Raw genomic sequence first — 12,183 nt, 5'->3', positions numbered from 1 at the left:
GGCACCGAGATGGTGATGCCGGGCGACAACGTGAAGATGACGGTGTCGCTGATCAGCCCGATCGCCATGGAAGACGGTCTGCGTTTCGCGATTCGCGAAGGCGGCCGCACCGTGGGCGCCGGCGTCGTCTCCAAGATTATCGAGTAAAGATCCATGGCTAATCAGCGTATTCGAATTCGGCTCAAGGCCTTTGACCACCGTCTCATTGACCGGTCAGCGGCCGAAATCGTGGAAACAGCGAAGCGGACGGGGGCGCGGGTCAAGGGCCCCATTCCGCTGCCGACCAAGCGGGAGTCGTACACGGTGCTGACCTCCCCGCATGTCAACAAGGACGCGCGGGATCAGTACGAGCTGCGTACCCACAAGCGCCTGATGGACATTATGGATCCCACGGACAAGACGGTGGACGCGTTGATGAAGCTGGACCTGGCCGCTGGGGTCAATGTTCAGATTCGACTTAACTAAGCGGAAACTTTCTGTCATAATATTGGGCTTTCCGTGGCCCGGCGTTCGGCGCCGGGCCACGACTTTGGGGCGCAGGGCCGCGCCAGCGATTACGAAGGGGTTGGAAAATGGCTCTTGGACTCATTGGTCGCAAGCTTGGAATGACGCGCGTGTTCACCGAAGAGGGCGCGTCGGTGCCGGTCACGGTGCTCGAGGTGGACAATAATCGCGTGGTCCAGGTGAAGCGTGCCGACAGCGATGGCTACGACGCGGTGCAGGTCACGGCCGGCTCGCGCAAGCCGCAGCGGGTGAACCGCGCGGCGAGCGGGCACTTCGCCAGGGCCGAAGTTGAACCCGGGCGGGGGCTCTGGGAGTTCCGCCTCGATGGTGAAGACGCCGAGGGCCTGAGCCCGGGCGACGCGATGACCGTCGATCGGTTCGAAGAGGGCCAGATGGTCGACGTGACCGCGCAGAGCAAGGGCAAGGGTTTCCAGGGGACGGTGAAGCGGCACAATTTTCGCACCCAGGACGCTACCCATGGTAACTCGCTGGCCCATCGGGCGCCGGGATCGATCGGGCAGAACCAGAGCCCGGGTCGGGTGTTCAAGGGCAAGAAGATGGCGGGCCAGATGGGCGCCGAGCGAAAGACCATTCAGAATCTCAGTGTGGTCCGGGTCGATGCGGATCGCGGACTGCTGCTGGTCAAGGGTGCCGTTCCCGGTCCGTCCAGCGCGGACGTGATGATCCGGCCGGCAGTCAAGGCGAAGGGTTGATAACGATGCAGATGACAACAGCCGATACCGGGGCCAGTGTGGAGCTTTCGTCCGCCTGCTTCGAACGCGAGTTCAATGACTCGCTGGTTCACCAGGCCGTGGTGGCGCAATTGGCGGCCGCCCGCCGCGGTACCCGCGCACAGAAGACTCGTTCGCAGGTTTCCGGCGGTGGCATCAAGCCGTTCCGCCAGAAGGGGACCGGCCGTGCCCGTGCGGGGACGATCCGCAGCCCGCTGTGGATTGGTGGCGGCAAGGTGTTTGCGGCCCGCACGCGGGATTTCTCGCAGAAGCTGAATCGGAAGATGTATCGCGCTGCGCTGGCGTCGATCCTTTCCGAGCTGGTGCGGCAGGAGCGGCTGAAGGTCGTTTCCAGCTTCAGCGTGGATAGCGGCAAGACGCGTGATGGCGTCGCCGCGCTGCGTCAGCTCGGGATGGAGTCCGGTCTCGTCGTGCTCGATGCCGAGGATGAGCGGACCGACCGGGCATTGAGGAACGTGCCGCGCGTGGATGTGGCGACCCTGGGCGAGATCGGTCCGGCCAATCTCGTCGGAGCCGAAACCGTGGTGATGACCGAAGCGACCGTGCGCCGGATCGAGGAGTGGTTGGCATGAATGGCCGTCTGATGCAGGTAATCCAGGGCCCGGTGGTGTCGGAAAAAGCGACGATGGCCGGGGAGGTCGGGCAATACGTGTTCAAGGTGCTGCCCGATGCAAGCAAGGCCGAGGTGAAGGCTGCCGTCGAGCAGCTCTTCGAGGTGCGCGTGGAAGGCGTGCGCACGCTGCGGCAGCAGGGCAAGACCAAGCGGTTCGGTCGTCAGTTCGGACGGCGGAATCACTGGAAAAAGGCCTATGTGTCGCTGGCCCCGGGCGAAAGCATTGACATGGGTGAAGGGGAGCAGCTCTGATCATGGCTATTATCAAGACCAACCCCACGTCGGCCGGTCGGCGGCACACGGTGCAGATTCGCGGAGACGGTCTGCATCGAGGCGAACCATATCCGGGCCTGGTCGAAAAGAAGCAGCGGACCGGCGGGCGCAACAACACCGGCCGCATCACCTCGCGGCATATCGGCGGCGGGCACAAGCAGCGCTACCGTACGGTCGACTTCAAGCGGACGAAGGACAATATCCCGGCTCGCGTTGAGCGGCTGGAATACGATCCGAACCGCAGTGCTCACCTGGCGCTTCTGCTGTATCGCGATGGCGAACGTCGGTATATCATTGCGCCGCGCGGGCTGAAGGTCGGGGATACCGTTTCGAGCGGCTCGCAGGCACCGATCCGGCCCGGCAACGCCATGGCGCTGCGGTCCATTCCGGTGGGCACCACAGTGCACGGCATTGAGCTGAAGCCTGGCAAGGGCGCGCAGCTGGTGCGCTCGGCCGGTGGCAGCGCGCAGGTGGTGGCCCGAGAAGGGCAGCTGGCAACGGTCCGGCTCGCGTCCGGAGAGATGCGCCGCATTCAGTCCGAGTGCCGGGCCGTGGTCGGCGAAGTCGGACACTCCGAGCATTCCCTGCGCAAATTTGGCAAGGCCGGCGCACGTCGCTGGCAGGGCAAGCGCCCGACGGTCCGCGGTACGGCGATGAACCCGGTCGACCATCCGCATGGGGGCGGTGAAGGCCGCAACTTCGGTCGCCATCCGGTAACCCCGTGGGGGCGCCCGACCAAGGGCTTCAAGACCCGTAACAACAAACGTACCGACCGCATGATTGTGCGTCGGCGCAAGAAGTAACGGAGCACGAGCATGCCGCGTTCACTGAAGAAAGGCCCGTTCGTTGACCATCACCTGCGCCAGAAGGTGGAAGTGGCGGCGGAAAAGAACGACCGTCGTCCGATCAAGACCTGGTCCCGGCGTTCGATGATCATTCCGCAGATGGTGGGTCTCACCATCGCGGTGCATAACGGGCGGCAGCATGTCCCGGTGCTCATCAACGAGAACATGGTTGGCCACAAGTTGGGCGAATTCGCCGCGACCCGGACCTTCAAGGGTCACATCGCCAACAAGAAATCGCGCTGAGGACGGTTTGATGGAAACGATCGCAAAACTCCGGTTCGCGCGGATGTCGCCGCAAAAGGCGCGGCTGATTGCTGACCAGGTTCGCGGCATGCCGGTGGAAAAGGCGCTGAACGAACTCACGTTCAGCCGCAAGAAACCGGCGGCCATCGTCAAGAAGGTGCTGGAATCGGCCATCGCGAACGCCGAAAACAACGACGGCGCCGACATTGACGAACTGCGCGTGTCGCGGATCCAGGTCGACGAAGGGCCGGTGCTGAAGCGCATGCAGGCCCGCGCGAAGGGCCGCGGCAACCGTATTCTTAAGCGCACGAGCCACGTGATCGTGGGTGTCAGCGAGAAGGGGGCGAAGTAAGCATGGGTAACAAGGTACATCCGACCGGCATTCGCCTCGGCATCTCGCGCCCGTGGTCCGCCACTTGGTATGCGGACGGCGAGGATTTCGGTGATACGCTGAACAACGACATCCAGCTGCGGGAGTTCCTCCTGAAGCGGCTGAGCCATGCGTCCGTGAGCCGTGTCATCATCGAGCGCCCCGCGAAAGCGGCGCACATCACGATTCAGACGGCACGTCCGGGTATTGTGATTGGCAAGAAGGGCGAGGACATCGAGAAGCTGCGCCGCGAAGTGGCGCGCGAGACGGGTCTGGACCAGGGTTCGGTCAAGATCAACATCGAGGAGGTCCGCAAGCCCGAAATCGAGGCCCAGCTGGTGGCCGAAGGTATCGCCCAGCAGCTGGAGCGCCGCATCATGTTCCGTCGGGCGATGAAGCGGGCGGTGGGCAACGCGGTGCGCCTGGGGGCGGAAGGCATCAAGGTGCATGTTTCCGGTCGCCTGAATGGCGCCGAAATCGCCCGGTCCGAGTGGTATCGGGAGGGTCGTGTTCCGCTGCATACGCTCCGGGCGGATATCGACTACGGATTCGCCGAGGCGCGAACGACTTACGGAATCATCGGCGTGAAGGTCTGGATCTTCAAGGGTGAGGTCTTCAGCCTGGAGCCCACCGAAGGCCGCCGCGCCGCGGCCAACGCGAGCTAGGACATAAGCCATGTTGCAGCCAAAAAGAACCAAGTTCAGGAAGCAGTTCAAGGGGCGCAACCGCGGTATGGCGTCCGTGGGCGCCAAGGTGAGCTTCGGCGAGTACGGGCTCCAGGCGGTCGAGCGCGGTCGGGTGAACGCCCGGCAGATCGAAGCCGCGCGGCGGGCGATGGTCCGTCACATCAAGCGCGGCGGCAAGATCTGGATTCGGGTGTTCCCCGACGTTCCGGTAACCAGCAAGCCCCTGGAAGTCCGCATGGGCAAAGGCAAGGGCGGCGTCGAGTACTGGGTATGCAAGGTCCAGCCGGGCCGCATGCTTTACGAGATGGAAGGGGTCAACGAGGATGTCGCGCGCGAGGCGTTTCGACTCGCCGCTGCGAAGCTCCCCGTCAAGACCGTGTTTACGCGTCGGCAGGTGATGTGATGAAAACGTCCGAACTCAGGAACAAGTCCGATCAGGAACTCGGCAGCGAGCTCGAGGCCCTGTACAAGGAACAGTTCGGTCTGCGCATGCAGCAGGCCGTCGGGCAGCTTTCGCGTCCCGACCGCATGAAAACCGTGCGGCGCGATATCGCCCGGATCAAGACGCTGATGAACGAACGCAGAACGGCGGGTTAACGAAGATGAACCAGGAAACGACGAAAACCCAGCGCTCCGTTGTGGGTCGCGTGGTCAGCGACAAGATGGACAAGACCCGCACGGTCGTGGTTGAACGGCGCGTTCGGCACCCGCTGTATGGCAAGTTCATTCGCCGGTCGACGAAGCTCCGCGTCCATGACGAAGAGAACGTGTCGAAGGAAGGCGATCGCGTACGGGTTCGGGAGTGCCGGCCCATGTCGAAACAGAAGCGCTTTGCCCTGATCGAAGTGGTCGGGCGCGACGCGCTGTGAACCGGATCCCGGGAGAACATCCATGATTCAGATGCAGACCGTCCTTGAAGCCGCCGACAATTCCGGCGCGCGCCGCATGCAGTGCATCAAGGTCCTGGGCGGATCCCATCGGCGTTATGCGCGGATCGGGGACGTCATCAAGGTGTCCGTCAAGGACGCCATTCCCCGGGGCAAGGTCAAGAAGGGCGACGTGTACAATGCCGTGGTCGTGCGTACCGCATCCGGTGTTCGTCGTTCCGATGGTTCGGTGATCCGGTTCGACCGTAATGCGGCGGTGCTGCTGAACAGCCAGTACCAGCCGGTCGGGACCCGTATCTTTGGCCCGGTGACCCGTGAACTGCGTGGAGAGAATTACATGAAGATCATTTCTCTCGCGCCGGAAGTGCTTTGAGGACGTCATGAAAAAGATTCGCAAGGGTGACGATGTCGTCGTGATCGCCGGTAAGGACAAGGGCCGGCGCGGCACGGTGATCAAGGTGCAGGACGACAAGGTCCTGGTGCAGAACATCAACATGGCGAAGAAACATCAGAAACCGAATCCCCAGCAGGGCGTCAGCGGCGGCATCATTGAGAAGGAGATGCCCATGCATATTTCGAACGTCATGCTGTACAACCCGGCGACCGCCAAGGGCGACCGGGTCGGGATTCGCACGCTGGAAGATGGCCGAAAGGTTCGGGTTTATCGCTCGAACGACGAGGTCGTGGACGCTTAACTGCAGGAATATCGGTTTATGGAACGCTTGAAAGAAGATTACGAGTCCAGGATCAAGCCGGCCCTGCAGGAGCAGTTCGGTTACGGCAACGTCATGGAGATCCCGCAGGTCACCAAGGTCACCCTGAACATGGGTCTTGGAGACGCGGTTGCTGACAAGAAGGTCATCGAGCACGCGATGGGTGACATGACCGCCATCGCGGGGCAGAAGCCGGTCGTGACCCGGGCGCGCAAATCCATTGCCGGATTCAAGATCCGCGACGGGTATCCGATCGGCTGCAAGGTGACGTTGCGGCGCCGCCAGATGTACGAGTTTCTGGATCGTCTGATCAACATCGCGCTGCCTCGTGTGCGCGATTTCCGCGGCTTCAGCCCGAAGGCGTTTGACGGCCGCGGTAATTACACCCTCGGGGTGAAGGAACAGATCATCTTTCCGGAGATCGATTACGACCGCGTCGATCGCCTCCGGGGGATGGACATTACGATTACGACCAGCGCCAAGACGGACGCGGAAGCCCGGGCTCTCCTGGAGGCCTTCAACTTCCCCTTCCGGCAGTAAAGAGGTAAGAGGAATGGCCAAGGTATCGATGGTCCAGCGTGAGCGTAAGCGTGAACGCCTGGCGAAGAAGCACGCCGAGAAACGGCAGGAACTCAAGGCGATTCTCGTCGACGAGAACCGGTCTGGCGAGGAACGTCTGGAGGCGATGAACAAGCTGCAGAAGCTGCCGCGTGACTCCAGTCCCGTGCGGCAGAAGAATCGCTGTGCCGTGACCGGTCGGCCGAAGGGTTACTATCGCCGGTTTGGCCTGGGCCGAAACAAGCTTCGCGAGTACGCCATGAAGGGCGAGATTCCGGGGCTGCGCAAGGCGAGCTGGTAAGGAGAAACCGCCATGATGACCGATCCGATCGCCGACATGCTCACCCGGCTGCGCAATGCACAGCGCGCCGACAAGGAGCAGGTGTCGATCCCGTATAGCAAGAACAAGGAAGCGATTCTGCGTGTGTTCGCGGACGAGGGCTTCATCGCCGATTACCGCTCGGAAGGCGAAGGTGCTCGCAAGGTGTTGATCGCCACCCTGAAATATTTCCAGGGCCAGCCGGTGATCGAAACCGTACAGCGCATCTCGCGGCCGGGGCTGCGGATTTACCGCGGCAAAAACGAGCTGCCCCGCATCAATGCCGGTCTGGGTGTGGCCGTGATCTCCACGCCGCGCGGCGTGATGAGCGATCGCGCCGCACGCGAGATCGGTCAGGGCGGCGAAGTGCTCTGCAAGATCTACTGAGGACGATTCGATGTCTCGCATTGCAAATCTGCCGCTGGAGCTGCCCAACGGGGTGTCCCTCGATCAACAGGGCGACCGCATCACGGTCAAGGGGCCCAAGGGGGAGATTTCCCTCTCCGTCCCCGAGACCGTGCTGGTCTCCGTCGAGGACAATACCGTGAACGTTCAGCCCAGCGAGAAGGCGAAGACCTACGCGATGGCCGGAACCATTCGGTCGCTGCTCGGCAATCATGTCCATGGCGTCAGCCAGGGCTTCGAAATCGTGCTGGAGCTGGTCGGGGTTGGATACCGGGCACAGGTTCAGGGGAAGGACCTGAATCTGACCCTCGGATTTTCACATCCGATCGACTTCTCGATTCCGGAGGGCGTGACCGTCGAGGCGCGTTCGCCCACCGAAATCGCGGTGCAGGGGCATGATCGTCAGAGCGTCGGCCAGGTGGCCGCCGATATCCGCGCGCTGCGTCCCCCGGAGCCCTACAAGGGCAAGGGCGTGAAGTACAAGGACGAGCGTATCCAGCGCAAAGAAGCCAAGAAGAAGTAGGTAGGCACCAGTGGACAAGAAACAGGCCAGAATCAAGCGGGCACGTCGGGCGCGGTACAAGATTCGCGAGCAGGGCGTTCACCGTCTCTGTATCCATCGCACGCCGCGGCACATGTATGCACAGCTCATCGCCCCCAATGGCGACAATGTGGTGGCCGCGGCCTCCACGGTCGAGAAGGACCTGCGTGATGCGGGTACCTACACCGGGAATGCGGATGCTGCCGCGCGCGTGGGTCAGAAGATTGCCGAGCGTGCGCGCCAGGCGGGTATCCAGGAAGTCGCATTCGACCGTTCCGGCTTCCGCTTCCATGGTCGGGTGAAAGCCCTGGCCGATGCTGCCCGCGAGGGCGGGCTCCAGTTCTAGCAGACGGACCCAGCGGAGATAACAATGGCACGTAATGATGTAAGTGAAGCCACCGATGGGCTCCAGGAAAAGCTGATCGGCGTCAACCGAGTCGCCAAGGTCGTCAAGGGCGGCCGGCAGTTCCGGTTCGCCGCGCTGACCGTGGTGGGCGATGGCGAAGGCCGTGTCGGCTTCGGTTATGGCAAGGCGCGCGAGGTCCCGCAGGCGATTCAGAAGGCGATGCAACAGGCGCGCCTCGAGATGCGGGATGTGGCGTTGCAGGAGGGCACCCTGCACTACGCCGTGAACGGACGCCACGGGGCGGCGAAGGTCTACATGCAGCCGGCATCCGAGGGTACCGGTATCATCGCCGGTGGCGCGATGCGCGCGGTCCTGGAGGTCGCGGGCGTCAAAAACGTGCTGGCGAAATGTGTCGGATCCCGCAACCCCATCAACGTGGTGCAGGCGACAATCAACGGACTGGCCATGGTGAACTCGCCCGAACTGATCGCGGCGAAACGCGGCAAGTCGGTCGAAGACGTGAAGAGCTGATCATGAGCAAACTCAAAGTCAAACTCGTGCGCAGTCCGGCGAATCGGATCCGCAGCCACAAGGCGACGGTTCGGGGGCTCGGCCTGCGCAGGATGCACAGTACCTCGGTGATCGAGGCGACGCCCGAGAATCTGGGGATGGTGCGCAAGGTGCGCTATCTCCTGGACGTAGAGGAAGTCTGAAATGCGACTGAATGAGATTGCGAGTCCGCAGGGTGCCCGTAAGGCCGGGAAACGGGTCGGTCGCGGTATCGGCTCCGGCCTGGGAAAGACCGGCGGACGTGGCCATAAAGGGCAGAAGTCTCGCTCCGGCGGGTTCACCAAGACCGGCTTTGAGGGTGGCCAGATGCCCCTGCAGCGTCGGCTGCCCAAGGTCGGCTTCCGCTCGCGTCGCCAGGCCGAAACGGCCGAAGTGCGCCTGAACGAACTGAACCGCGTTGGCGGCGAGGTCAGTCTGGAGACGCTGAAGCAGGCGGGTGTGATCCCGGCTGAGGCGCGTGCGGCGAAGATCTTTGCCTCGGGCGAGGTGTCCGGCGCGGTCACCGTCCGTGGTGTCCGGGTCTCCAGGGGTGCGCGCGCGGCGATCGAGGCCGCGGGCGGCAGCGTCGAGGTCTGATAATGGCGCGCGGACCGGCAGCCCGAGCGGGTGGTGGAGGCGGACTGACCGGCTTCACCGAGTTGCGCAAACGCCTGCTGTTCGTGCTGGGCGCGCTGGTGGTTTATCGGATCGGGACGTTCATTCCGGTGCCGGGCATCAATCCGGTTGCGGTTCAGCAGTTCTTTGAACAGCAAAGCGGCACCATCCTGGACATGTTCAACATGTTCTCCGGTGGTGCGCTGGAGCGACTGTCGGTCTTCGCGCTTGGCGTGATGCCGTATATCTCGGCGGCCATCATTATGCAGCTTCTGGCCGCGGTGGTGCCGTCTCTGCAGCAGCTGAAAAAGGAAGGGGAAGCCGGCCGCCGAAAGATCACCCAGTACACCCGGTATGGCACCGTGGTGCTGGCTCTGTTTCAGAGTATCGGGATCGGTATCGCGCTGAACGGGCAGACCATACAGGGCATGCCCATGGCGCTGAATCCGGGTCCGATCTTCATCTTTACGGTGGTTGTGTCGCTCGTTACGGGAACGCTGTTCCTCATGTGGCTGGGTGAACAGATCACGGAACGGGGCATTGGCAACGGCATTTCGATCATTATCTTCGCCGGGATCGTGGCGGGGCTGCCGGGCGCGATTGGCGGAACCCTGGAACTGGCGCGGACGGGCGAACTGGCTGCTGCCTTCGTGGTGATCCTGCTGATCCTGGCCCTGGCGGTGACCGCGTTCGTGGTCTTCGTGGAGCGCGGCCAGCGGCGAATCACGATCAACTATGCCAAACGGCAGGTGGGTCGCAAGATGGTGGGTGGACAGTCGTCCCACCTTCCGTTGAAGCTGAACATGGCGGGGGTGATCCCGCCGATCTTCGCGTCGAGTATCATCCTCTTCCCGTCGACGCTGGGTCAGTGGTTCGGACAGGCCGAAGGGATGGACTGGCTGCGGGAGATCTCGACCACGCTGGCGCCCGGACAGCCGTTGTACGTGGGCTTTTATGCCGCGGCGATCATATTTTTCTGTTTCTTCTATACCGCGCTGGTATTCAATTCGCGGGATACGGCGGAGAACCTGAAAAAACAGGGTGCGTTCATCCCCGGGATCCGTCCCGGTGTGCAGACGGAACGCTACATTGACGGGGTGATGACCCGGCTGACAGCGGTGGGCGCGGTGTACATCACCGCAGTGTGTCTGCTGCCCGAGTTCCTCATCCTGTACTGGAACGTGCCGTTCTACTTCGGCGGTACGTCGCTGCTGATCATCGTGATCGTGGTCATGGACTTCATGGCGCAGCTGCAGTCGCACCTGGTATCGCATCAGTATGAAGGCCTGATGAAGAAGGCGAATCTCAAGGGTTTCGGCGGGACCGGGATCCGCTAGCACAGGAGAAGGAAAATGAAGGTACGCGCATCCGTTAAGCCGATTTGCCGCAACTGCAAGGTGGTGCGTCGCAACGGGACCGTCCGTGTGATCTGTACGGAAGCCCGTCACAAGCAGCGCCAGGGCTGAGCTTGGCCGCTGACCGAAACGCTGATACTATAGTCGGCTTTGCCGAATCTTGATGGAGAAGTTGGATGGCTCGCGTCGCTGGAATCAATATTCCTGATCAGAAGCATACGGTGATCGCACTGACGTCGATCTATGGCATTGGTCCCACGCGTGCCCGGCATATCTGCGATTCCGCCGGGGTGCGTCCGGAGATGAAGGTGAGGGATCTCACCGATGCCGAGGTGGATGCGCTGCGGGCCGAGGTCGACAAGTTCCCAGTTGAAGGGGACCTGCGGCGCGAGATCAGCATGAACATCAAGCGGCTGATGGATCTCGGTTGCTACCGGGGCGTGCGACATCGTCGCGGCCTTCCGCTGCGCGGGCAGCAGACGCAGACCAACGCGCGCACCCGCAAGGGCCCGCGGCGTCCGATTCGCAAGTAACACGACTGGGAATACAGGTTAATGGCACAAGCGCAGACCCGGACCAAGAAAAAGGTCCGCAAGAACATCGCCGAGGGCGTCGCGCATGTCTATGCGACGTTCAACAACACGATCATCACCATCACCGATCGCCAGGGCAATGCGATCAGCTGGGCGACGTCCGGGGGGTCCGGCTTTCGCGGTTCACGCAAGTCGACGCCCTTTGCCGCGCAGGTGGCGGCCGAGCGCGCCGGCAATGCGGCGGCGGAGCACGGGGTGAAGAACCTGGACGTCGAGGTCCGCGGCCCGGGGCCGGGGCGCGAGTCGGCGGTGCGTGCGCTGAATAACGCGGGTTTCAAGATCACGAACATCAGTGACGTGACACCGATCCCGCACAATGGTTGCCGGCCGCCCAAGAAGCGGCGCGTCTGAGGCTGGAGTCGAATTATGGGTCGTTATATTGGACCGAAGTGCAAACTGAGTCGTCGCGAGGGTGCCGATCTCGGTCTGAAGAGCCGGGCGCGCGCACTCGAGACGAAGTGCAAGCTGGATCAGCCGCCGGGGCAGCATGGCGAACGCCGCACGCGGCTTTCGGATTATGCGGTCCAGCTGCGGGAGAAGCAGAAGCTGCGCCGGACGTACGGTGTGCAGGAAAAGCAGTTTCGTAACTACTACCACAAGGCTGCGCAACGAAAGGGTTCGACCGGCGAGAATCTCCTGAAGCTCCTCGAAGGCCGTCTGGATAACGTGGTCTATCGCATGGGCTTCGGCTCGACGCGCTCCGAGGCGCGCCAGCTGGTGGCGCATCGCGCGATTCTGGTCAATGGCCGGGTTGTGAACGTGGCGGCCTATCAGGTCCAGCCGGCGGATGTCGTCAGTGTTCGCGAGAAGGCCCGCAAGCAGGTTCGGATCCAGGATTCGATGACCCTGGCCGAGCAGAGCGGTCTGCCCGAGTGGGTGGAGGTCGACAGCAGCAAATTCGAGGGCACCTTCAAGGCGGTGCCGGATCGTGCGGATCTGCCGGCCGATATCAACGAGTCGCTCGTCGTCGAGCTTTATTCGAAGTAACCGCCAGCGGGCATTTCGCCGGGAGCATC

Annotated in this window: 26 protein-coding genes and 1 pseudogene; all 27 read left to right on the top strand. The window is 62.7% G+C overall.

What is annotated here, in order from left to right:
- Nucleotides 1-147 (top strand): annotated as a pseudogene (locus tag F787_RS16445) (elongation factor Tu); the annotation flags it as partial.
- Nucleotides 148-153: 6 nt separating this feature from the next.
- Nucleotides 154-465: a 30S ribosomal protein S10 gene (rpsJ, locus tag F787_RS0108730; protein ID WP_018870684.1), complete on the top strand. Its 312-nt coding sequence runs from the start codon at nt 154-156 to the stop codon at nt 463-465.
- Between the two features lie 107 nt (nt 466-572).
- Nucleotides 573-1,217 (top strand): 50S ribosomal protein L3, encoded by a 645-nt coding sequence (rplC, locus tag F787_RS0108725; protein ID WP_026279564.1) that lies wholly within the window; start codon nt 573-575, stop codon nt 1,215-1,217.
- A gap of 5 nt (nt 1,218-1,222) precedes the next feature.
- The gene (gene rplD, locus F787_RS0108720) at nt 1,223-1,828 is read left to right on the top strand and encodes a 50S ribosomal protein L4 (protein ID WP_018870682.1); all 606 of its coding nucleotides are present in this window, start codon (nt 1,223-1,225) and stop codon (nt 1,826-1,828) included.
- A complete protein-coding gene (gene rplW, locus F787_RS0108715) occupies nt 1,825-2,121 on the top strand; it encodes a 50S ribosomal protein L23 (RefSeq protein ID WP_018870681.1) in 297 nt (98 codons plus the stop codon). Before rplD ends, rplW begins: the two co-directional genes overlap by 4 nt.
- Before the next feature lie 2 nt (nt 2,122-2,123).
- Nucleotides 2,124-2,945 carry a 50S ribosomal protein L2 gene (rplB, locus tag F787_RS0108710; protein ID WP_018946635.1) on the top strand — a complete coding sequence of 274 codons (822 nt, stop codon included), beginning with the start codon at nt 2,124-2,126 and terminating at the stop codon, nt 2,943-2,945.
- Between the two features lie 12 nt (nt 2,946-2,957).
- On the top strand, nt 2,958-3,230 hold the full coding sequence (gene rpsS / locus F787_RS0108705) for a 30S ribosomal protein S19 (protein WP_018870679.1): 273 nt from the start codon (nt 2,958-2,960) through the stop codon (nt 3,228-3,230).
- A 10-nt stretch (nt 3,231-3,240) separates the two neighbouring features.
- Nucleotides 3,241-3,582, top strand: a complete 342-nt coding sequence (rplV, locus tag F787_RS0108700; protein ID WP_018870678.1) for a 50S ribosomal protein L22 — start codon at nt 3,241-3,243, stop codon at nt 3,580-3,582.
- A 2-nt stretch (nt 3,583-3,584) separates the two neighbouring features.
- Nucleotides 3,585-4,265, top strand: coding sequence for a 30S ribosomal protein S3 (rpsC, locus tag F787_RS0108695; protein ID WP_018870677.1), 681 nt, complete (start codon nt 3,585-3,587; stop codon nt 4,263-4,265).
- A 10-nt stretch (nt 4,266-4,275) separates the two neighbouring features.
- Nucleotides 4,276-4,689 carry a 50S ribosomal protein L16 gene (gene rplP, locus F787_RS0108690; RefSeq protein WP_018870676.1) on the top strand — a complete coding sequence of 138 codons (414 nt, stop codon included), beginning with the start codon at nt 4,276-4,278 and terminating at the stop codon, nt 4,687-4,689.
- Nucleotides 4,689-4,883, top strand: a complete 195-nt coding sequence (gene rpmC / locus F787_RS0108685) for a 50S ribosomal protein L29 (protein WP_018870675.1) — start codon at nt 4,689-4,691, stop codon at nt 4,881-4,883. Before rplP ends, rpmC begins: the two co-directional genes overlap by 1 nt.
- 5 nt (nt 4,884-4,888) lie before the next feature.
- Nucleotides 4,889-5,155 (top strand): 30S ribosomal protein S17, encoded by a 267-nt coding sequence (rpsQ, locus tag F787_RS0108680; RefSeq protein ID WP_018870674.1) that lies wholly within the window; start codon nt 4,889-4,891, stop codon nt 5,153-5,155.
- Between the two features lie 22 nt (nt 5,156-5,177).
- The gene (rplN, locus tag F787_RS0108675) at nt 5,178-5,546 is read left to right on the top strand and encodes a 50S ribosomal protein L14 (RefSeq protein WP_018870673.1); all 369 of its coding nucleotides are present in this window, start codon (nt 5,178-5,180) and stop codon (nt 5,544-5,546) included.
- 7 nt (nt 5,547-5,553) lie between these two features.
- Nucleotides 5,554-5,868: a 50S ribosomal protein L24 gene (gene rplX, locus F787_RS0108670; RefSeq protein WP_018870672.1), complete on the top strand. Its 315-nt coding sequence runs from the start codon at nt 5,554-5,556 to the stop codon at nt 5,866-5,868.
- 18 nt (nt 5,869-5,886) lie between these two features.
- Entirely contained in the window at nt 5,887-6,426 is a 540-nt protein-coding gene (gene rplE / locus F787_RS0108665; protein ID WP_028491920.1) for a 50S ribosomal protein L5, read from the top strand.
- A 13-nt stretch (nt 6,427-6,439) separates the two neighbouring features.
- Entirely contained in the window at nt 6,440-6,745 is a 306-nt protein-coding gene (gene rpsN / locus F787_RS0108660; RefSeq protein ID WP_018870670.1) for a 30S ribosomal protein S14, read from the top strand.
- 12 nt (nt 6,746-6,757) lie between these two features.
- Entirely contained in the window at nt 6,758-7,150 is a 393-nt protein-coding gene (gene rpsH / locus F787_RS0108655; RefSeq protein WP_018870669.1) for a 30S ribosomal protein S8, read from the top strand.
- A 10-nt stretch (nt 7,151-7,160) separates the two neighbouring features.
- Entirely contained in the window at nt 7,161-7,691 is a 531-nt protein-coding gene (rplF, locus tag F787_RS0108650; RefSeq protein ID WP_028491919.1) for a 50S ribosomal protein L6, read from the top strand.
- A 10-nt stretch (nt 7,692-7,701) separates the two neighbouring features.
- Nucleotides 7,702-8,055, top strand: a complete 354-nt coding sequence (rplR, locus tag F787_RS0108645) for a 50S ribosomal protein L18 (RefSeq protein ID WP_018870667.1) — start codon at nt 7,702-7,704, stop codon at nt 8,053-8,055.
- Nucleotides 8,056-8,079: 24 nt separating this feature from the next.
- Complete coding sequence (gene rpsE, locus F787_RS0108640) at nt 8,080-8,586, top strand: 30S ribosomal protein S5 (RefSeq protein ID WP_018870666.1); 507 nt, start codon at nt 8,080-8,082, stop codon at nt 8,584-8,586.
- Nucleotides 8,587-8,588: 2 nt separating this feature from the next.
- Nucleotides 8,589-8,768, top strand: a complete 180-nt coding sequence (gene rpmD, locus F787_RS0108635; RefSeq protein WP_018870665.1) for a 50S ribosomal protein L30 — start codon at nt 8,589-8,591, stop codon at nt 8,766-8,768.
- A gap of 1 nt (nt 8,769) precedes the next feature.
- A complete protein-coding gene (gene rplO, locus F787_RS0108630) occupies nt 8,770-9,201 on the top strand; it encodes a 50S ribosomal protein L15 (RefSeq protein ID WP_018870664.1) in 432 nt (143 codons plus the stop codon).
- Between the two features lie 2 nt (nt 9,202-9,203).
- A complete protein-coding gene (gene secY, locus F787_RS0108625; RefSeq protein WP_019590827.1) occupies nt 9,204-10,556 on the top strand; it encodes a preprotein translocase subunit SecY in 1,353 nt (450 codons plus the stop codon).
- Between the two features lie 15 nt (nt 10,557-10,571).
- Complete coding sequence (gene rpmJ, locus F787_RS16440; RefSeq protein ID WP_018935185.1) at nt 10,572-10,685, top strand: 50S ribosomal protein L36; 114 nt, start codon at nt 10,572-10,574, stop codon at nt 10,683-10,685.
- Nucleotides 10,686-10,750: 65 nt separating this feature from the next.
- A complete protein-coding gene (gene rpsM / locus F787_RS0108620; RefSeq protein WP_018870662.1) occupies nt 10,751-11,107 on the top strand; it encodes a 30S ribosomal protein S13 in 357 nt (118 codons plus the stop codon).
- Nucleotides 11,108-11,128: 21 nt separating this feature from the next.
- A complete protein-coding gene (rpsK, locus tag F787_RS0108615) occupies nt 11,129-11,518 on the top strand; it encodes a 30S ribosomal protein S11 (protein WP_018870661.1) in 390 nt (129 codons plus the stop codon).
- Between the two features lie 15 nt (nt 11,519-11,533).
- A complete protein-coding gene (gene rpsD / locus F787_RS0108610) occupies nt 11,534-12,154 on the top strand; it encodes a 30S ribosomal protein S4 (protein WP_018870660.1) in 621 nt (206 codons plus the stop codon).
- Nucleotides 12,155-12,183 lie beyond the last annotated feature (29 nt).

The sequence above is a fragment of the Thioalkalivibrio sp. ALE19 genome, assembly GCF_000428605.1.
GTDB lineage: Bacteria > Pseudomonadota > Gammaproteobacteria > Ectothiorhodospirales > Ectothiorhodospiraceae > Thioalkalivibrio.
Note: the sequence above shows the minus strand (reverse complement) of the source record. Positions and strands in the feature narration are given on the sequence as shown.